Origin of the sequence: Bradyrhizobium sp. C-145, assembly GCF_023375135.1 — a bacterium.
Classification (GTDB): Bacteria; Pseudomonadota; Alphaproteobacteria; order Rhizobiales; family Xanthobacteraceae; genus Bradyrhizobium; species Bradyrhizobium zhanjiangense.
The window spans coordinates 3,478,322-3,497,349 of the sequence record NZ_CP088150.1; the positions used below are offsets into that span (position 1 = coordinate 3,478,322).

Below are 19,028 nucleotides of genomic sequence, written 5' to 3' on the forward strand. Positions count from 1 at the left end.
CATCCTGTGAGACCTCGGAAATCGCCCGCGCGCGAATGGCTGCGGCGAGGCGGTCTCGATGGCTGAGCGCGCCGACTCGCTTCATGGCGAACCGCAGATCAGGCCGAGTTTCGTATTCGCTATCGTCGTAAGCGGGTCCGAGATGGAAGTTGGTGGCATACCCGGATAAATCGGGCCTCAAGGACCGCGTACGTGAGTTATTCTCATACTCGCGTTGGTCAATTGTAGATATGGTTGCCTACGACACCCTTCCGTCGAGGCGGACACTGAGAACCGGTCGCCTCGCGGTGTGAGAGCTTGGCACGTTTCTCGCGCATCCAGGCTTCCAGATCGGCGACAAGCAGCGCGCTCAGCTCTTAAGTGCTAAAGCCCCTTTTGCGGGGAGAGTGGCGCGCGGCCTTCTTCGCAGCAACGCCCGACAGCTCGGGCGGCGATGGGCGCTTGTTCGCGGCAAGTTCGCGCGGTACCCAGGTGGCGACCGCCTCGATGAACGCGCGCACCTGCGGCGGCAAGAATTTGCGCTCAGGGTAGACGAGCGCGATCTGCAACTCGGCGCCGACGAGGCCGGCGAGCACCTGCACGAGCGCGCCCCTTTCCAAGTGCGGCGACACGAGGCCACGTGGGAGGAGCGCGATGCCAAGCCCGCTTATGGCGGCGTCGCACAACAGGGCGATATCGTTCGAGAAGAACGCGCCGTCGACGTGGAGCTTGCCCCCGGAAGCCATGGGCCAGTGGGTCTCCGGCAGCTCGCCGCGCGCGAAGCCAAGAAGACAGCGATGGGTCCGCAGATCGCGTTGCGTACGTGGCGTGCCGCGATCGGCCAGGTATGCGGGCGCCGCTACGGCGATCATCGGGTCGCGGAAGAGCGTGCGCGCGATGAGACCGGGCTGGATCTGGCTGCTGGCACGCAGCGCGACGTCGTAGCCGCCGTGGAGGATGTCAACGAGCTGATTCGACGTGTGGACATGGACGCGCAGCTCGGGGTAGCGCCTCGCGAACTCGCAGAGCATCGCATGGAAGCTAACGCTCATCATCGGAGGCACCGAGACGCGTAAATCGCCGCGCACGACGTCGTCCGTCATCCGCACGCTCTGCTCGGCAAGGCGCACGGCCTCGAGCGCGATGCAGGCCTGCCGATAGAATACCTCACCAATATCAGTGAGGACGAGGGTTCGCGTGGTGCGGCGGAGGAGGCGCGCGCCGAGACGCTCCTCGAGGCGAGCGAGACGGCGGCTCACAGTCGCGCGCGGGACGCGCAGCTCGGCAGCGGCACGTGAGAGGGATTTGGCTTCGACCGTTTTGGTGAAGGCGACGAGTTCCGCGGTTTCCACGGGATCGCTCATATGGATCAAATCCTGGCGAATGATGTCAATTGTTGAAGCATTGTTACGAATTTCGATCCGGCGCAAGGTGTAGCTGGAGATGATCGAGAGGACCGGTCCCGCGGTTCGCGCGGGCGCCGCAACCTGAAAACGAAGAGCTACAGATGGTATCCAACGAAAAGAAAGTGATCGCCGTGTTCGGTGCGACGGGAAATCAAGGAACCGGCGTGGTGCGTGCTCTCAAGGCCGACGGCCAGTTCAATGTGCGCGCGCTCTCGCGCGACCCGGGCAAGTACAAGGGCGTCGCCGACGAGGTTGTCGCAGCGGATCTGGAACGGCCAGAGACGCTTGCAGAGGCCCTGAAAGCCGCGCACGGCGTCTTTCTCGTCACCAACTTCTGGCAAGAAGGCAACGACGAGATCAAGCAGGCGGCAGCGGCAATTCAGGCCGCGAAAGCTGCAGGCGTCAACCATCTGATCTGGTCGACCCTTCCAAACGTCGAGGCGATCAGCGGCGGCAAGTTTAACCTTCCGCAATTCACGGGTAAGGCGAAGGTTGACCGGATTGTGAGGGATGCCGGATTTCCGCGTTACACCTTTGTCGTGCCGCCTGCCTACTACCAGAACTTCTCGGGACCATTCGGTCCGCAAAAGCAGCAGGACGGAAGCTTTGGCTGGGTGCTGCCGATCGATTCCACAATACGCTGCTTTCACATGGGTGACATCAACGAGCTGGGTGACATCGTGGCCGGCGCGTTCGCACACCCGGAAGAAACCCGCAACGGCGCATATCTGCCGTTGGTCGGCGACTTCCTGAGCTTCAACGACCTCCTGAGCGCGTTGAAGCAGTTGGGCCATAAACTCTCGTTCACCCGAGTGCCTCGGGAGGTGTACGCAGGCTTCTTCCCCGGCGCTGACGCGTTAGGGGAGACCCTGGCCTACTACGAGACATATACCTACCTGGGCCCGGGCTCACACGACGATGAGATCGCTCTAGCGAACAAAGTTGCCGGCAAGACGCCGACTACATTTGCATCATGGGCTCAGGACAATTTCCGGCTCAAGGCAGCTACCCCTGCATAAACCATCACGGCGCTTCAAGTCACACACGGCGTGCTCGCGCCAATGGTCCACCCGAACGTCGCGAGACACGCCAATCTGATGGCGCGCGGGGCAGGTATGGAGTTGGTTCTCTAACTTAGGCCACTACTGGCCTATCTTGTGTTGACCGCGTTGGCGTTCGTTCCGGTGGCTTCTAAGGCGCACCGAGCGAGTGAGGCTATATGCCAGCGCGTGTCAGGAGGGGGATCGTCGCTTTCTCGGCGGCTTTGCCGGGGGAGGGCAAGTCGTGTCACGGACGATCAGCTCTGTTGGGATGAGAGTTGATTTGTATGGCCCATCCCTGTTGCTGATGCGCTGCAACAGCAATTGCGTGGCGACCTTGCCGACGTTGGCCCTTGGGATCGCGACGGTCGTCAAAGCCGGGCGCCATAGGGTCGCTTCTGCAATGTCGTCAAAGCCGACGACGGAAAAATCCTCGCCGGGCGTCAAATTGAGCGAGCGCAGACCGAGCATGGCGCCAAAGGCGACAATATCGTTGAAGCATACGACCGCTGTCGGCGGTTCAGGAAGATCCAGAAGCTCGAGCACTTGTGCCATCCCCACGTCGCGGGTCTCAGCGCCGGATAGCACTAGGCGCGGTTCGAGTGGAATGCCATGTTTGGCAAGAGCCTGACGATAGCCCGCGAAACGATCACGCCCCGTCGAGATATTCGAGTTCGAGCCGATCATGCCGATACGCGTGTGACCAAGTCCGATGAGATGGTCCATCGCCTTCATCATGCCGCCGCGATGGTCCGGAGAGACGAAATCGACTTTCGCGCCCGGCACTGTGCGCGAGACAAGCACGCAGGGTAGGTGCAGCGCATGCAACGAGTTGATGAAGGCCGCGTCGGTTCCGACTGCCGGGACCATCAGCAGCCCATCGACATTGTACTCTCGCACAGTATCGATAAAGGCGCTTTGCCGAGCCACCGATTCGCCCGAGTTGGACATAAGGACGATGCGGTTCTCAGCCGTGAGGGCATCCTCGATTGCCGCGACAATCTCAGCGAAATAGGGGTTGGTAAGATTATTGACCGCCAGTGCGATCATTCGCGTGTGGGGCAGGCGAAGGCTCGCGGCTCCACGATTATAGACGTAGCCGAGGCTTTTGGCCGCTTCCAGAACCTTTTCGCGAGTCCGCTCCGGAATGCTCGGGCTGTTCCGCAGGACGAGGGATACCGTTGCCTTGGACACGCCGCTGGCTTTGGCAATGTCCAGCAACGTCGGTCGAGGGCTACCGGATTTTACCTTCGCATCCACTGTGCCAGCATCCCTGATCTCGGCCTCTCATAGCCGTTAGCTCACCATCCACAGGAGACGGCAGTCGTCAAGCTTCTCCGTCACTCCATACCATGGAGGGCCAATATCCTCCGCATACGATCCGCTGCGCGGGCGGGATCCGCGAACAGCCCGATCGACGCTGCAAGCCGAAAGACACGAGAAAGGTGCAGGATGGAGCGTGCGCCTTGCTGGGCGCCGAGCATTGTGAAGTGATCCTGGTGTCCGTTCAGGTAGGCCAGGAAGACGATGCCTGTCTTGTAGTATTGGGTTGGGGCCCGGAACAGCTCGCGCGACAACGCAACTGTCGGATCGAGGATTTCGCGGAACGCCTTGGTGCCCGCGGCGCGGTTCTCGTTGCCCAGCGCCAATAGGGCGGCGGAAGCTGCCGGTGCGATGGCATCGAAAATTCCGAGCAATGCGTGACTGAAACCCTGTTCGTCACCAGCGATCAGTTCAGGATAGTTGAAGTCGTCGCCAGTGTACATCTTGACGGTGGAGGGTAACCGTCGGCGCATTGCGATCTCGTGCTTTTCGTCAAGAAGTGAAATCTTGATGCCGTCGATCTTCTTGGCATTGTCTGCAATCATGCCGAGACAGGTGTCCATGGCCGCGGCAACGTCGTGGTGGCCCCAGTACCCGGCAAGGGCCGGATCGAACATGTCGCCAAGCCAATGCAGGATCACGGGTTGGTCCGCTTCGGCCAGCACCCGTCTGTATACCTCGACGTAGTCGGCGGGACTCCGTGCTGCGCGTACCAGCGCTCGGCTGGCCATCAAGATCACGCGTCCGCCAATTCCTTGAACGAACGAAAGTTGCTCCGAATAGGCCTTCAGCACCGCATCAAGGCTCGCTCCAGCCGGATCGATGTGATCGGTACCGACGCCAGAGAACACGACGGCGCCAGGCCGCGCCTTGGCGCTCTCGACGGTGTTGCGGATCAGAATTTGTGCCGACGGCCAATTAAGTCCCATACCGCGTTGTGCCGTATCCATGGCTTCGGCGACGCCCAAGCCGAGATCCCAAAGATAGTCTCGGAAACGCTGGGTGGCTTCGAAGTCGATGGCGACATCGCGCATGGGCGAAATGTCGGCGCGCGGATTGGACACGACATGTCCAGCAGATAACGCGATGCGGGCCAGTGGCTGGTTCGGCTTTGCCGTTTGCCACGTCGCAGGCGCGGGCATGGCGAATTCGTCGAAGCGGCCGTCGTCACCGGGGAGTCGAAAGACAGTCATTTTGCGCTACCTTCCTCGTGAGATGTTCTGCGGCGGGCGAGCAAGGTCGTTTCTCCGTCCTGCACGACCGTTCCATCCTGTTTCAGGACTTCGAATGCGAGGGCGATGATGCCTTGCCCTTTGCTCGACAGTCGAATGCTTGCGACCCGCACGCTTGCTCCGATGCGATCTCCTGCGAAGATCGGCGCCCGAAATCGCCAGTTCCAGCCGAGTGATGCGATCGCCATGATCCGAACGGCAGACCGGTTCTTGAGGCCGTCCGTCAATGCCAAACCCAGAAGCCCGTGCGCGACCCGCGCAGGAAAGCCCAGGGACTTGGCGAACTCGTCGTCCATGTGGACGTCAAAGAAGTCGCCGGACAGTCCGGCGAAGGCAACGATATGGGCGTCTGTCACGACGAGATGCCCGGTTTCGTAATGATCGCCTGTGGCGAGATCCTCGAACCAGTATTCGCCGGCGGATAGGAAGCGTCCCGAACTGGCCATCACAAGCTCCTGAGCGCAAGGCCGCCGTCAACACGAACGACTTCGCCCGTCGAATAGCGAAGCTGACCGCTCGCCAACATGGCCGCGGCCCTTCCGATATCCTCGGGCTCGCCCCAGCGCTTGATCGGAGTCAGCCCCTCGCTGATGAGGCGGTCATACTTTTCTCGGGCAACAGCCGTCATCTGGGTCCGGATAATCCCAGGCCGGATCTCGTATGATCCGATGCCATGCTCGGCGAGTCTGATCGCGAAGAGCTGGGCCATCATGGAAAGCCCTGTCTTGGAGATGCAGTATTCGCCCCTGTCGATCGACGCGAACTCCGCATTGATCGAGGACACCGTGACGATGCTGCGGAATGACGATGAGTTTGCGCGGATCATGCGGCGCGCGACCTCCTGGGTCAGAAAGAAAGGTCCCCGCAGGTTGATCGCCATGACCCGGTCATAGCTCTCGCGGGTCATCTTCAAGAGATCGTCCCGCACCCCCACGGAGACTCCGGCATTGTTGACGAGGCATTCAAGGCCGCCGAAGGCATTCCATGCTTCCTCGGCGACTTGCTCGTGATCTCCCAGGTTCGAAACGTCGAAGGGGAGGGGCTTTGTGTCTCCGCCTTGCCTGCGGATAGCCGCGACGGTTTCGGCAAGATCCGTTGAATTCGGCAGGTCGTTCACCACCACCGCGAACCCAGCGCCCGACAGCGCGAGAGCGATAGCGCGCCCTATGCCGCGCCCCGCCCCGGTTACCAAAGCCCGCGGACGTCCCTGGTCGTTCATAGGCCTTCCCCAATCTGTTTCGTTGAGCCGGTCGCGATTGGCACTTGCCAAAACCGGAGAGTGCTGTTACTAAATCGGTCTAGTAGATCGATCTAGTAGATCGTTCTAGTAAAACAAGCAAGCAAAATCATCGCAACCAGGCAGGAGAGGGCCCAATGGATCGTCGCGTAGATCGCCGCACAGTCGTAGCTGGAATGGGTGCCTTTGGGCTGATGGCTGTGGGCGCGAAAGCTCAGGGACTCGGGCCGATGCCGTCGTCGCCCGTTGCGCTGAACGTGATCGATGTCGCCGGCAATCTCGCGCTGAGCCAGAAATCCATTGATGCTTATCGGCAGCAGAACGCCAAGCTCGTCTCGCGGATCGCCTACACAAAGGCGCCGGCGCCGGAGCTGGCGAGCAAGTTGAAGGCACAGCAGTCAGCCAATCGTGTCGATATCGACATTGTGCTCACTGGCACCGACGGGCTGTTTGCGGGCATCGAGCAGCAGCTATGGCAGGAGCTGTTGCCGCAATATGCGGGCGCGCTGCCCAAGCCCGAAGACATCTACGACGTAGGTGCCCTCAAGATGCAGGCTCTGGCGAAGGGGCAGGGCATGGAGATTGCGTATTCGCCCTCGGGCCCACTGTTCGAGTACATGCCGGGCCGAGTGAAGAAGGTGCCTAAAACCGCCGATGAGCTGCTTGCTTACGCGCGCGAGAACAAGAACCGGTTTCTTTACGCCAGGCCGGCGAACTCTGGACCCGGCCGCACCTTCCTGATGGGGCTTCCGTATCTCCTCGGGGATAAGGACCCCTCCGACCCCGTCAAGGGATGGGACAAGACCTGGGCCTATCTGAAGGCCCTGGGTGAAAACATCGAATACTACCCTTCCGGGACCGGGCAGACGATGAAGGAGCTCGGAGACGGAACACGGGACATGATCGTCTCCACGGTCGGCTGGTACATCAACCCGCGCGTGCTCGGTATTGTGCCCAAGGAGGCGGGGCTTTTCGCGTTGGATGGCTTCCACTGGGTCTCCGACGCCATGTTCTTCGCAGTGCCGAAGGGTGTCGCGCCAGAGAAATTGCCGGTCATCATCGATCTGCTCAAGCACATGCTCAAGCCTGAGCAGCAGGCCTTCGCTTACGACGAGGGTTACTTCTATCCAGGTCCCTCCGTGAAGGCTTCGACGCTCGCGATGGCTCCCAAGGAGAGCCAGGAGGTGATCAAGGAATTCGGCTGGCCCGACTACGATCGTCTGATCGGAGCCGCTCCTCTCGAGATCCAGCTTCAGGCCGATCAGCTCGTCGCCGCGTTCCGGCGCTGGGACGAGGAAATCGGCGGCGCGAAGCGCAAGTAGTCTCCCTCGACTGGGGGCTGCCCGACGAAACGGGCAGCTCCGCTCTTTCGATATTGGCCACCACACAAGCTGCGCCATCGGTTCAAGGGATCAGAATCCATGACCATCGCCCTTCAGAAATTCGACGAGCTGCGCCTCGATCAGGTTCGCCGCGAGTTCGGTTCATTGAACGCCCTTAAGGATGTGACGCTCACCGTAAAGCGCGGCGAGTTCATCGCGCTGCTTGGGCCGTCCGGCTGCGGAAAGTCGACCACACTGAACTGCATTGCCGGCCTGCTTCCCGTCACCGGGGGAGCCATCTGGCTCGACAAGCGCCGCATCGACACGCTGAGGCCAGAAGAGCGTGGCTTCGGCATGGTCTTTCAGAGCTACGCGCTATTCCCGCACCTCACCGTAAAGCAGAATGTCGGATTCGGCTTGAAAATGCGGGGAGTGCCGAAGGCGGAGATCTCGCGGAAGGTCGATGAGGCCTTGGCTCTGGTCCGCCTTACCGGACACGCGCAGAAACTGCCCGGCCAGCTCTCGGGTGGTCAGCAGCAGCGCGTCGCGATTGCGCGAGCAATCGTCATCGAGCCGCCGCTCGTACTCATGGACGAGCCGCTGTCGAACCTCGATGCCAAGCTCCGCCTGGAGATGCGCGCAGAGATCCGGCGCATCCACAACACGCTCGGGGCGACCACGATCTACGTGACGCACGATCAGGACGAGGCTCTCTCGCTCGCTGACCGTATCGTCGTGCTGAAGGACGGCGTCATCCGCCAGGTCGGAACGCCAAACGAGCTCTACGAGAAGCCGGCCCATATCGATGTCGCGGACTTCATGGGATTCCGGAATCGTATCAAGGGCAAGGTAATCCGCCAATCCGGCACCAGAGCCACGCTGGCGGTTGGCGATAGCGAAGTCACCGGCGTCATGCGAGCGTCCGTGCAGGACGGATCGGAAGCCTATGCCGCAATCCGTGCGGACGACCTAACCACCGGTGAGCCCGGTGCGAATTCCTTCGCCGCGCAGGTCGAGACCATCGAATACCGAGGTCGCGAATTCGTCGGGACCGCCCGCACCTTGGACGGTATCGACCTCGTCTTCAGGTCGGACCATGCGGTGGCATTGGGTTCAGGCATTCACCTGCGGGCAGCTCCGGACCGCGTCCTGGTCTTCAGCGAACAAGTGTGAGGCGGCCATGACGATAACGGCTGTCGCCGACAATCAAGACGTTGAGTTGGGTTCGAACCTGCGTCAGCGTCTTGCCGCCCGCGGCTTCGATGCGGTGACCCTGCTGGTGATTCCTGCATTCGTTCTGCTGACGCTGCTTTTCCTTTACCCCTTCGGGTATGGACTGGTGCTCTCGTTCGAGCCAAAGACCGGTGCAGCCTGGTCGAACTATGCGCGTTTCTTCTCCGACCCCTACCTCTACAGCACGATCTGGAAGACGCTGCTTCTGTCGGTGCCGGTCACCCTGGTCAATCTCCTGGTCTCGCTGCCGGTGGCGTTCCGGGTGCGTCTGATGTATCGGCAGCGGCTGTTGACGACGATTCTCGTCGTTCCGATCACGCTCGGAACGGTTCTGATCGCGGAGGGGCTCCTGAATTATCTGGGGCCGCAGGGATGGTTCAATCGCGTCCTCATTTCGATTGGATTGATCGATCATCCGTTGCGCCTCGTTCACAACTATTGGGGCGTCTTTGCTTCGCTGGTCATCAACGGCTTTCCGTTTACGTTTCTGCTCGTGCTGTCCTACGTGACCGGCATCGATCCCGCGTTGGAGCAGGCTGCGGCGACCCTCGGTGCCAGCGCGCGGCAGCGATTTACCCATGTGTACCTGCCGATCTTGATGCCGGGACTCGCGATCACGTTCTGTCTCAGCTTCGTGCAGGCGTTCTCCGTGTTTCCGTCGGCCGTCCTGCTGGGTGAGCCGGCCGGAGAGACAAGGGTGATTTCGATCGCCGCCTATCAAGCGGCGTTCGAGGAGTACGACTACTCGATGGCATCCGCGATCGCGATGATTATGGGCTTCGTTCAGCTCGCGATCGTCATGAGCCTCATGGCGACCCGCGGACTGTTCTATCGCGGCCCGGTCGCCGGAACGAAGGGGTGAGGTCATGATCCGGGATACGTCGCGTTCTTCGAAGCTTTGGATTGCTGCGGTCTGGGTCTTTGTCGGGTTCTTCGTTCTCAACCTGCTCGCCATGATCGCATCTGTCGTCACGAGCTCGTTTGCGACCCGTTGGCTGGGCACGTGGTTTCCCGCTGGCTGCACGACGCGCTGGTATGCGTCGGCCTGGAGCGAATTCCAGCTTCAGGATGTCCTGATCGTCACTTTCGAGGTGGTCGGCGCAGTCGTTGTCATATCCGGACTCCTGGGTGTCACTGCGGCCTACGCGCTCGCCCGGCGTGACTTCGCCGGCAAGAAGATGGTCATGCTCGTCATTCTGCTGCCGCTGATCGTGCCGCCAATCACCTTCGGCATTCCGCTTGCTACGGTCCTCTATCAAACCGGACTTGCCGGATCGTTCTGGGGCGTCGTTGCGGCGAATCTCGTTCCGACGGTGCCGTTCGTCATTCTGGTGATGATTCCATTCATCGAGCAGATCGATCCCAGGCTCGAAGCCGCAGCCCGCGTCTTCGGCGCAAACACTTTCAAGCTATTCGTCCACGTGCTGATGCCGTTGCTGCTCCCCGGCATCCTGGCGGCATTGTTGCTCGTACTCGTTCGCACCATCGCCATGTTCGAGCTCACCTTCCTCGTCGCGGGCCCCACGAGCCAGACGCTGGTCGTCGCGCTCTACTACGCGGTTTTTGCCGCTGGCGTGAGAGCCGTTCAGTCCATCGACGCAATGGCTGTCGTCTACATGGTGACGACGTTGATTTGGCTCGTCCTCGCACTTCGGTTCGTCAATCCCACCCAGATTGTCACGCGCGCCAAGCAGCAGCCGGCTCACTGAAGCGCGACATAAGTTGAGGTCATCCAGGAGACGGAATGTGAAGAACAAGATCATTACGGCAACGGAAGCGGCGAGCCTCGTCCGCGACAGTGACGTCGTCTGCATCGGGTCCTCTGCGGGGCTGAATTGCCCCGATCGCGTGCTTGCCGCCATCGGCGAGCGGTTCCGCATTGAGGGCAGTCCGCACAATCTTACGGTCTTATCGCCGATTGCAGCGGGTGACATGTACGGCATCAAGGGGATCGATCATCTGGCCCAGAAAGGGCTTCTGTCGGCGATACTGGCCGGCTCATATCCGAGTGGTCCCTCGTCGCTACCCTCGCCAGCGATCTGGGAGATGATTGGCCGCAACGAGATCGCTGCCTACAATATTCCTTCCGGCATCATGTATGACATGGCGAGGGACGTAGCCGCTAAGCGGGCCGGAGTGTTGACGAAGGTAGGCCTCGACACGTTCGTCGATCCCAGGCTCAACGGCTGCAAGATGAACGAGGCCGCCGCGACACGCGGCGAAATCGTGCACCTGGTCGAGTTCGGTGGCGAATCCTGGCTCCACTTCCCCAATCACGCGCCGCGCGTGGCGATCATTCGCGGCACGACGGCTGATGAGCGTGGCAACATCTCTATGGAGCACGAAGGCGCCGTCCTCGGCATGGTCGATCTCGCGCTGGCTGCGCGTAACGCGGGCGGCATCGTGATTTGCCAGGTCAAGCGAACGACGGCGGCCGGTTCGATTGCCACGCACAGTGTTCACGTCCCTTCAACCCTCGTGGACTACATCGTCGTCGATCCGGAGCAGGCGCAAGCAACCGAGATCCTGTACGATCCGGCGATAAGCGGCGAGACGCGGCGGCCACTGTCCTCGTTCGCACCCGAAGCGTGGGGCGTTGAGAAGGTCATCGCGCGCCGGGCCGCGCTGGAGTTGACGGAAGAAAGCGCGGTCAATCTCGGATTTGGCATTTCGGCCATGGTTCCGCAAATCCTGGTCGAGGAAGGGCAGGCCGAAGCCGTCACTTGGGCCATCGAGCAGGGCGCCGTCGGCGGTGTGCCGCTCACCGGTTTTGCGTTCGGCTGCGCGGCGAATGCGCAGGCGATCTTCCCGACGCCGCAGCAGTTCACCTATTTCCAGGGTGGCGGCTTCGACTGTTCACTGCTGTCCTTCCTTGAAGTCGATGCACAAGGGAACGTCAACGTCTCTCGTCTGGCCGCGCGGCCTTACCTGACGGCGGGGTGTGGCGGCTTCGTCGATATTACGGCAAACGCCCGGAAGATCGTGTTCAGCGGCTATTTCACGGCAGGAGGGCTCAAGGTGTCTGCCGGCGAGGGCAAGTTGCGCATCGAGCAGGAGGGCAAGATCGCGAAGTTCATTCCCGAGGTGAGCCACGTGACCTTCAGTGGCAAGCGCGCCGTGGACCGTAGATGCGATGTCACATACGTGACCGAACGATGCGTGTTGAAGCTCAGGCCGAGCGGCTTGACGGTGGTGGAGATCGCGCCAGGCCTCGATCTCCAGCGCGATGTCGTCGCCAAGGCCGGGATACCCCTCGCAATCGCCGATGACCTCAAGCTCATGGACGAAAGATTGTTCCGTCCGGAGCCGATCGGGCTGACGCTGCGAGAACGTAGCGGTGCAGAGCGGGCGACCGAGCAGCGCGCAGCCTGAGGAGTTTCGAGATGTCGACTGTAGTCGTGACGAACGCCGCTTTCGAAGCCAGCGTGCCGCATCCCGGCGTTCTTCTTGTCCGTATCGTTTCTAAACCGATGGGTGCTTTCACGATCGAGGCGAGGCGGGAGCTTAAAGCGTTCCTGGAGCGGGCCCATCTCGACCATTCGGCGCGATGCGTCGTTCTCATCGGAACAGGATCGGCCTTCTCGGTCGGATCCAACATCCGCGAATTCGAGGCAACGCCGGAGTGGATTGAGGCCGCCCGGCTTGCGGAAACTGGGTTGAACGAGGCGATCGAGCTCGGTCCGGTGCCGGTCATCGCTGCTTGCAATGGTTACACGCTCGGCGGCGGCGCCGTCATGGCGCTCGCGTGCGATATCCGTATCGCGGGGCGCAGCGCTACCTTCGGTGTACCGGAGGCCAAGCTCGGTGCCATGCCCACCGCCACGGGGACCATGCGACTGCCGCTGCTCGTCGGCCGGGGCCAGGCACTTCGCTTGATGCTGACCGCGCAGCCGATCGATGCAGAGGAGGGTTACCGGATCGGAATCTTCGATGAGCTGGTCGACGACGACAAGCTTCTCGATCGTGCGTTGGAGGTCGCTCGGCAGATCGCTGCAGTCTCACCGAAGGCCGTCGCCGCATCGCGGCGCTGCGTTTCTACCGCGCTGCGACTTGGATATCACGCCGGACTCGCAATGGAGTCCGAGATCACGGTTCCCTTGGGCCTCTCGGACGACGCCATCGAAGGCAAGGCGGCCTTCGTCGAGAAGCGCGTTCCCAGGTTCAAGTAAAGGCAAGATCAACATGCTCGACACTCCTATTCGACCGCTGCTGCTCTCGCGATGCTCGATCAACACGGCGACGCTTGGACATCGATCTCCGATAAGGGACGTGATCGAGCGCGTCGCGCGGCACGGTTTTGGCGGGATCTCGCCCTGGCGCCGGGATTTGGTGGGGCAGGACCATCGCCTCGTCGGAAGGCATCTCCGAGATGCCGAGTTGTCGTTGAGCGGATACTGCCGGGGAACTTACTTCCCCGGCGCGGACCGAGCTACCATCGAGGCCAACATTGATGACAATCGTCGCGCCATCGACGAAGCGGCGGCCCTGGGTGCGCCTTGCTTCGTCCTGGTCGTCGGAAGCCTCCCGGAGAGGACGAAGGATCTAGCTTCTGCGCGGTCCCAGGTGGCCGAGGGTCTGAGTGCGCTATTGCCCTATGCGCGGGAAGCCGGCGTGGGGCTGGCCGTCGAGCCTCTTCATCCGATGTATGCGGGCGATCGCTCCTGCATCACCAGCCTGAGCGAAGCCTTGATGCTTTGCCAGAACCTGGATCCATCTCGTCAGGGTGGAATCGGAGTGGCCATCGACGTCTACCACGTCTGGTGGGATTGGCGTCTGAGCGACGATATCGCTGCCGCCGGACGCGCGGGCCGCATCATGGCTTTTCATGTTTGCGACTGGCTGGTCCCGACTACCGATCTCCTTCTCGATCGGGGAATGACGGGAGACGGCGTGATCGACGTCAAGGGAATTCGAAGCCAGGTCGAGGGGACAGGCTACGGCGGCTTCGCGGAGGTCGAGGTTTTTTCGAAACGATGGTGGTCGACGCCGGAGGATGATGTGCTGGCCGCATGTGCCAAAGGTTTCGCGTCAATCTGAGTGCGCGGTGGGCATTTCGCGTTATAGGGCAGGGAGATGGAAACGACCGCCGACGATCGCCAAATTCTGGATGCCCTGTTCCAGGCAGCGCTGGACGCCGCTCGCCCGCTGGGAAAGTTCGGAGGGCGCCTCCCCAATCCGCCGTCAGGTCGGACGATCGTGGTGGGAGCCGGCAAAGCTGCGGCGAGCATGGCTCAGGCCTTCGAAGCCGAGTGGCCACACCCGGTTGAAGGGCTTGTGGTTACCCGCTACGGCCACTCCGCCAAGACCCGATCGATCGAGGTGGTTGAAGCCTCTCACCCCGTGCCGGATGCTGCGGGCGAGCAAGCGGCGCTGCGAATACTCGACCTCGTGAAGAGTGCTTCCCCCGACGATCTCGTCATCGCCTTGATCTCTGGAGGAGCTTCTGCGTTGCTCAGCCTACCTGCGCCTGGGCTAACATTGCAGGAAAAGCAGGCGTTGACATCGAAGCTGCTTCGTTCCGGTGCGCCAATCAGCGCCATGAACGAGGTCAGAAAGGCGCTCTCCGCAATCAAGGGAGGACGTCTCGCCGCTGCCAGCCGCGCGCCGGTGGTGACCTATGTGATTTCTGACGTCCCGGGAGACGACCCGGCCATCGTCGGCTCCGGGCCAACGATCGCGCGTGCTTCGCCTTCCGTCGACCCTTGCACGATCCTTGATCGCTACGGAATCGAGGTGCCGGCCCACATACGCAAGATCACGGCGGCCAAGGTCGCGCCCGAGAGAGCTGGCGATGCAGTTCATGTCATCGCGACGGCGAGGATGGCACTCGACGCGGCGGCGTTGGCAGCTCGTCGAATAGGCCTTGAGCCGCTCATTTTGGGAGATGCCATCGAAGGCGAAGCACGGGAAGTCGGTGTCGCCATGGCCGGCATTGCGCGCTCGGTTCTGAAATACGGTACTCCCGTGAAGCGTCCCTGCGTAATACTTTCGGGAGGCGAAACGACAGTCACGATAAAGGCTCGCGGTCGCGGCGGGCGCAACACCGAATTTCTACTGTCGCTGGCACTAGCCCTCGATGGAACGGAGGACGTATCGGCGATGGCGGCAGACACGGACGGAATCGACGGATCTGAGAATAATGCGGGAGCGTGGTTTGATCCGTCATTTGTCTGTTCTGCGTCTAAGGCCGGTTTCGATCTTGCCGAACTCCTTGCAGCCAACGATGCATACGGTGCTTTTGTTGAAGCAAACCGACTTGTGGTAACGGGGCCCACGTTGACAAACGTCAACGACTTCCGCGCGATCCTTATTCGCTAGTCATCTGTGTGATTTCGTCTTGCCGTACCTCCGTTACTGCGCCATCAAAAGGAATGCAGTGTTCATAGGCCAGGTCTCAACCGATCGCTATTCTGTCTAGCTTGCGAAGTTTCCGGCTTACGGCGGAATTTGGTTTGCCTAGCGTAATAACAGGAGGGCTCGGCGCGTGCGGCTCTGTGCATGGTCGAGCAGGTGCCGTACTCCATCCATTAGCCCCGACGATGTCGGGCGAGACACTTACCTCGAACTGGAAGACTTCGGCGGTCAAATCGGTTGCGCTTGGCACGAGACTGGCGTCGAAAGGTGCTGATTGCGCTAGCCCTGAGCAAAGCTATTCTTGCGATATCGCCGGTACCTGAGCCGCAGACGCAAAAAGCGTCTAATAAAACGTCCAACAAAACGTCCAACATGAAAATGGAGGAATCGATCTATATCATTGTGTTTGCTGAGATAATTGGATTGGAAATTTCGAAACAGAGCGCTTCACCCGCTCCGCCGCACGATTTTCCGCGCTAATCTACGATATGGTGCGATCGCCTTCGCGCGAGGGTTGCGCCTGGGGCTTCATCCGCTGTACGCAATAGATCGAGATGTTCCGCCTCCTGATGTCGTCTGTCCATGTTCCACGACGCACAAAAGGGACTGAAGCATTCACGTCTTCAAAGAGAAAAATCTGCTAGATTGCGCGTGTCGAGCGTATTGGGACTGCTCGAGCGCGCGAATAGCCCCTCTGCCTCAGCAACCGATAGGCCCGAAAAGCATGCGCAGTCGATAAACTTGACCCTTCGCTCATCGGCGGTGAAGGGATGGCTGAGATCTCCCTTCGCGGCCTGGCGCACTTCGTCGAGACGGCGTCCATCCTTCAGCGTCACGATCACGCGATGAGGCAATCGGCCGGTGGTGGTTCTCTCGGCGGTCCGATCGTAGGTCGAAAGCTCTGTGAGGGGGAGCAAAGTCCTCAGATCGTCACGTCTTACCGCCGCGCTCGTAAAGTCGGAGAGGCGAAGCGAGTCCTGCGACAATGCAAGGGCCAGCGCATACTGCATCGAGAAGCGCGCCTGCATCTCGTCATTCGGACGGGAATAAGCGAGGTTGCGCGCATGCGCCTCCGTCACGGTGACATTGATGGAGGCAACGTCCCCGGCCCGGAATCCGTTCTCGCGCTTGAGATCGAGCACCGCGTCGATCGCCCGATGCGTCGCCCCACAGCATGGATGCCGCTTCGCGGTCAGCCCGAAACGCTCGATCGCGAGTGTGTGCGGGGGGCGTTCTTGCGACCATCCCTTCGGGTATTCGCCGCCGTAGAGCGCGAGGAAGCCCTGCCGTGATTCCAGCACGTCCAGTCGTCCGGCCATTCCGGCAGCGCTCAACTGAGCGGCCTCGATTGCATTCCGGGCCGCGAGACCGGAATGCAGCGGTTTCACCGGCGTGCCGAACTGTCCCTTGATGCCGGCGGACATGCTGACGGCGACGCTCATCGCCTGTGCGATGCCGTCGCGGTCCAGCCCCATCAGGCGCGCAACGGCCGCGGCCGTTCCAATGCAACCGATCGTCGAGGTCGCGTGCCAGCCGGCTGTGTAGTGGGACGGGTTCATGCCGCTGGAGACCCAGGCCTGCGCCTCCAGGCCGACGATATAGGCCTCGATCATCTGGCGGCCATCACGGCCGGAGGCCTGCGCCGTCGCAAGCAGCGCCGGGACGAGAACCGCGGAGGCGTGGGTCGTGGCGCCATGGAAATTGTCGTCGAAATCGAGCGCATGGGCCGCAACGCCGTTGATCAGGGCGGCTGTTGCAGGATCGCTGCGCGCGCCGGTCACGACGGCGCAGGTCCCGTGACCTAGGCGCATCTCGAAGGCGCTGGTGGCGGCAAGGGTCGCACGATCTTTTCGGCCGGCGATGATGCAGCCGATGGTGTCGCTGAAGCCGTGCTCGGCCAATTCGATGGCGGTCGGGCTGAACGACGTCGCGTCCGCGCACCAGTCGGCAATGGTCTTGATGACGGTCATGTCGTGCTCCTCACATGCGGCGCAAAGACGAGGGCGGGACGAGCGGAAGAACGATCCGAGAGGAGCGCTCCGCCGAAAGATGTACGGTGTTGCGGGCGATATTGAAGGCGCGTCCCGTGCCCTCGGCCTCGCCCGTGTTCGGATTGACGTCGAACTTCGGGAAGTTGGACGAGGAGATGTCCAGCCTGATGCGGTGTCCGGCTTTGAACAGATTGGCTGTGGCGAAAGGCTCGATGACGATGCGGAAGATCTCCCCGGGATTGATGGACTTGGGCTCTTCCCAGGAGGCACGATACCGGCAGCGGAAGATGCCATCGGTCAGGTTCATGGCGAAGCCGGTCGGGTAGTCGACCGAGGGCGGGTGCACATCGATCAGCTTGGCAGTGAAGTCGGTATCCGCTGCACTCGAGGAAACCCAGAGCTCGACCTCGATCGGCCCGACCAGGGCCACGTCTTCGGCAAGCGGTTCGGTCTCGAAGGCGAGCACATCGGGCCGTGCGGACAATGGCAGGCCGGGTGTCGCGCAACCGAAGAAGCGATCGTCCTCGCGTTGGTCGTAGGCGCCGCCCTCGAACACCGGGCGGCCGCTGGTCAGCGCGCCGCCGATCGTGGGGACCGGATTGCGCGGGTCGAAATCGTAGGTGAGGCGAGCGTCCGGCGAAACGGGACGCTCTGCCGAAAGTCCGCCATCCGCGTGCAGGTAAAATGCGGTCGGACGCGCCTGCTGCAGCGGCCATTGCGTGGCGGTGATCCAGTGCCCGCCATGATCGAGATGTCCGTCCGGCGTGCGCCGGCCGGAGCCACCGCCCATCAGAAAGAGGCGGATGGGTGCATCGTTCGTCGGCGTATGCTCTCTCTTCAGCCAACGATCGAAGCAGGCGATGCGGAAGGCGCACCAGCTGTCTCCGACGTTGCCGTCGAAGATGGCGTCCGGACCGAAGTCGACATCGCCGAAAATGCGCCGGGTGCGATTGCCATGGGTCCACGGTCCCATGATCACCTGCGGTCGGTGCTTGCCATGGCTCAGGCCCGCGAGATTCTCGAACGTGGTCGGGACATAGACGTCGTACCAGCTCGACATCAAGAGCACCGGGATGTCGGGGATTTCATCGTAATAGCCGGCGGCGTAGAGGCCGACCACCTTCCAGTAGTCGTCAAAATTTCCGCGGCGCCATTGATCGAGCAGATAGGCCTCGTATTCCGGCTCCCACCGCACTGGGGAATTGCCTTTCGACCAGGGCATCCGCTTGAACCAGGCGACGACATCTTCCGCGGCCAGGGCGGCGCGCAGTATCGGATTGGCTTCGCAAGCACGGCTGTCCTGCGCATGGTTCCACGCCCAGGTCGCCTGCTTGAGCTCGAACGCGCCGCCTTGCCGGATACCGCAACGATAGGCGTTCGAGAAGCCACCGGAATCCAGGATCATTCCGGCCAGTGCCGACGGGGCGAGGCACGCGGCTGCAATTTGCGTATGCGCTGCATAGGACAGACCCATCGTGCCGACCTTGCCGGAGCACCACGACTGCCCGGCGATCCAGGCGATGGTGTCGAAGCCATCAGCTGCTTCCGCGGTGTATTTTGTGAACGTCCCCTGTGAACGATGGCGCCCACGGCAGTCCTGGAAGATGAGGGCATAGCCGGCCGCGCAGAACGCGGCGGCGGTTTCCTCGCGCGTCATCGGCGTATCCGATCCCGGCGCCAGTTCCGCACGCGACGGCAGATGCTTGCCGTACGGCGTCCGCTCCAGCACCACGTGAAACGGTCCCTCACTGTCTGCGGGCATGTAGATGTCGGTTGCGAGGCACACGCCGTCGCGCATCGCGATCATCACGTCGCGGTAGCGCAGCAGTCTGTCCGAGATGCGTTCCGGCTCGGGGAGGGTGGCTGCGCCTGCGATCGGCTTGTTGAGGGAGATGGTCGACACGGTGTCTC

16 protein-coding genes are annotated in these 19,028 nt (G+C 61.6%); 9 read left to right on the forward strand and 7 right to left on the reverse strand.

What is annotated here, in order from left to right:
• Nucleotides 1-356: 356 nt before the first annotated feature.
• Nucleotides 357-1,409: a LysR family transcriptional regulator gene (locus LRP30_RS15980; RefSeq protein ID WP_249760980.1), complete on the reverse strand. Its 1,053-nt coding sequence runs from the start codon at nucleotides 1,407-1,409 to the stop codon at nucleotides 357-359.
• Between the two features lie 77 nt (nucleotides 1,410-1,486).
• Between LRP30_RS15980 and LRP30_RS15985 the strand changes: the two genes are divergently transcribed.
• Entirely contained in the window at nucleotides 1,487-2,404 is a 918-nt protein-coding gene (locus LRP30_RS15985; RefSeq protein WP_249760981.1) for an NmrA/HSCARG family protein, read from the forward strand.
• Nucleotides 2,405-2,617: 213 nt separating this feature from the next.
• Here the strand turns inward: LRP30_RS15985 and LRP30_RS15990 are convergent, their stop codons facing one another.
• From LRP30_RS15990 to LRP30_RS16005, 4 genes are all read right to left on the reverse strand, one after another.
• Complete coding sequence (locus LRP30_RS15990) at nucleotides 2,618-3,685, reverse strand: LacI family DNA-binding transcriptional regulator (RefSeq protein WP_249760982.1); 1,068 nt, start codon at nucleotides 3,683-3,685, stop codon at nucleotides 2,618-2,620.
• Between the two features lie 80 nt (nucleotides 3,686-3,765).
• On the reverse strand, nucleotides 3,766-4,890 hold the full coding sequence (locus LRP30_RS15995; RefSeq protein WP_249761768.1) for a dihydrodipicolinate synthase family protein: 1,125 nt from the start codon (nucleotides 4,888-4,890) through the stop codon (nucleotides 3,766-3,768).
• A gap of 47 nt (nucleotides 4,891-4,937) precedes the next feature.
• Nucleotides 4,938-5,426: a MaoC family dehydratase gene (locus LRP30_RS16000; protein WP_091889300.1), complete on the reverse strand. Its 489-nt coding sequence runs from the start codon at nucleotides 5,424-5,426 to the stop codon at nucleotides 4,938-4,940.
• Nucleotides 5,426-6,199: a 3-ketoacyl-ACP reductase gene (locus LRP30_RS16005; protein WP_249760983.1), complete on the reverse strand. Its 774-nt coding sequence runs from the start codon at nucleotides 6,197-6,199 to the stop codon at nucleotides 5,426-5,428. The genes LRP30_RS16000 and LRP30_RS16005 overlap by 1 nt, the downstream gene beginning before the upstream one ends.
• 155 nt (nucleotides 6,200-6,354) lie before the next feature.
• Between LRP30_RS16005 and LRP30_RS16010 the strand changes: the two genes are divergently transcribed.
• The 8 genes from LRP30_RS16010 (at nucleotide 6,355) to LRP30_RS16045 (ending at nucleotide 15,090) form a co-directional block, all read left to right on the forward strand.
• Nucleotides 6,355-7,539, forward strand: a complete 1,185-nt coding sequence (locus LRP30_RS16010) for an extracellular solute-binding protein (RefSeq protein WP_091889296.1) — start codon at nucleotides 6,355-6,357, stop codon at nucleotides 7,537-7,539.
• 99 nt (nucleotides 7,540-7,638) lie between these two features.
• Nucleotides 7,639-8,712 (forward strand): ABC transporter ATP-binding protein, encoded by a 1,074-nt coding sequence (locus LRP30_RS16015; protein ID WP_249760984.1) that lies wholly within the window; start codon nucleotides 7,639-7,641, stop codon nucleotides 8,710-8,712.
• Nucleotides 8,713-8,719: 7 nt separating this feature from the next.
• Nucleotides 8,720-9,634: a sugar ABC transporter permease gene (locus LRP30_RS16020; protein ID WP_249760985.1), complete on the forward strand. Its 915-nt coding sequence runs from the start codon at nucleotides 8,720-8,722 to the stop codon at nucleotides 9,632-9,634.
• 4 nt (nucleotides 9,635-9,638) lie between these two features.
• Nucleotides 9,639-10,481 carry an ABC transporter permease gene (locus tag LRP30_RS16025; RefSeq protein WP_249760986.1) on the forward strand — a complete coding sequence of 281 codons (843 nt, stop codon included), beginning with the start codon at nucleotides 9,639-9,641 and terminating at the stop codon, nucleotides 10,479-10,481.
• Between the two features lie 37 nt (nucleotides 10,482-10,518).
• On the forward strand, nucleotides 10,519-12,144 hold the full coding sequence (locus LRP30_RS16030) for a CoA-transferase (RefSeq protein ID WP_249760987.1): 1,626 nt from the start codon (nucleotides 10,519-10,521) through the stop codon (nucleotides 12,142-12,144).
• 11 nt (nucleotides 12,145-12,155) lie between these two features.
• Nucleotides 12,156-12,941 (forward strand): enoyl-CoA hydratase/isomerase family protein, encoded by a 786-nt coding sequence (locus tag LRP30_RS16035; protein ID WP_249760988.1) that lies wholly within the window; start codon nucleotides 12,156-12,158, stop codon nucleotides 12,939-12,941.
• 13 nt (nucleotides 12,942-12,954) lie between these two features.
• Nucleotides 12,955-13,809 carry a sugar phosphate isomerase/epimerase family protein gene (locus LRP30_RS16040; RefSeq protein WP_249760989.1) on the forward strand — a complete coding sequence of 285 codons (855 nt, stop codon included), beginning with the start codon at nucleotides 12,955-12,957 and terminating at the stop codon, nucleotides 13,807-13,809.
• Nucleotides 13,810-13,845: 36 nt separating this feature from the next.
• Entirely contained in the window at nucleotides 13,846-15,090 is a 1,245-nt protein-coding gene (locus tag LRP30_RS16045; RefSeq protein ID WP_249760990.1) for a glycerate kinase, read from the forward strand.
• 659 nt (nucleotides 15,091-15,749) lie between these two features.
• Here the strand turns inward: LRP30_RS16045 and LRP30_RS16050 are convergent.
• Nucleotides 15,750-17,096 (reverse strand): MmgE/PrpD family protein, encoded by a 1,347-nt coding sequence (locus tag LRP30_RS16050; protein ID WP_249760991.1) that lies wholly within the window; start codon nucleotides 17,094-17,096, stop codon nucleotides 15,750-15,752.
• A gap of 10 nt (nucleotides 17,097-17,106) precedes the next feature.
• Nucleotides 17,107-19,020, reverse strand: coding sequence for a CocE/NonD family hydrolase (locus LRP30_RS16055; RefSeq protein ID WP_249760992.1), 1,914 nt, complete (start codon nucleotides 19,018-19,020; stop codon nucleotides 17,107-17,109).
• Nucleotides 19,021-19,028: the final 8 nt, after the last annotated feature.

What these genes read in the sequence shown, in the direction of transcription:
- LRP30_RS16020 (WP_249760985.1), top strand. Translation starts at nt 8,720, where the DNA reads ATGACGATAACGGCTGTCGCCGACAATCAAGACGTTGAGTTGGGTTCG.
- LRP30_RS16010 (WP_091889296.1), top strand. Translation starts at nt 6,355, where the DNA reads ATGGATCGTCGCGTAGATCGCCGCACAGTCGTAGCTGGAATGGGTGCC.
- LRP30_RS15995 (WP_249761768.1), bottom strand. Translation starts at nt 4,890, where the DNA reads ATGCCCGCGCCTGCGACGTGGCAAACGGCAAAGCCGAACCAGCCACTG.
- LRP30_RS16005 (WP_249760983.1), bottom strand. Translation starts at nt 6,199, where the DNA reads ATGAACGACCAGGGACGTCCGCGGGCTTTGGTAACCGGGGCGGGGCGC.
- LRP30_RS16015 (WP_249760984.1), top strand. Translation starts at nt 7,639, where the DNA reads ATGACCATCGCCCTTCAGAAATTCGACGAGCTGCGCCTCGATCAGGTT.
- LRP30_RS16050 (WP_249760991.1), bottom strand. Translation starts at nt 17,096, where the DNA reads ATGACCGTCATCAAGACCATTGCCGACTGGTGCGCGGACGCGACGTCG.
- LRP30_RS15985 (WP_249760981.1), top strand. Translation starts at nt 1,487, where the DNA reads ATGGTATCCAACGAAAAGAAAGTGATCGCCGTGTTCGGTGCGACGGGA.
- LRP30_RS16025 (WP_249760986.1), top strand. Translation starts at nt 9,639, where the DNA reads ATGATCCGGGATACGTCGCGTTCTTCGAAGCTTTGGATTGCTGCGGTC.
- LRP30_RS16040 (WP_249760989.1), top strand. Translation starts at nt 12,955, where the DNA reads ATGCTCGACACTCCTATTCGACCGCTGCTGCTCTCGCGATGCTCGATC.
- LRP30_RS16045 (WP_249760990.1), top strand. Translation starts at nt 13,846, where the DNA reads ATGGAAACGACCGCCGACGATCGCCAAATTCTGGATGCCCTGTTCCAG.
- LRP30_RS16035 (WP_249760988.1), top strand. Translation starts at nt 12,156, where the DNA reads ATGTCGACTGTAGTCGTGACGAACGCCGCTTTCGAAGCCAGCGTGCCG.
- LRP30_RS16000 (WP_091889300.1), bottom strand. Translation starts at nt 5,426, where the DNA reads ATGGCCAGTTCGGGACGCTTCCTATCCGCCGGCGAATACTGGTTCGAG.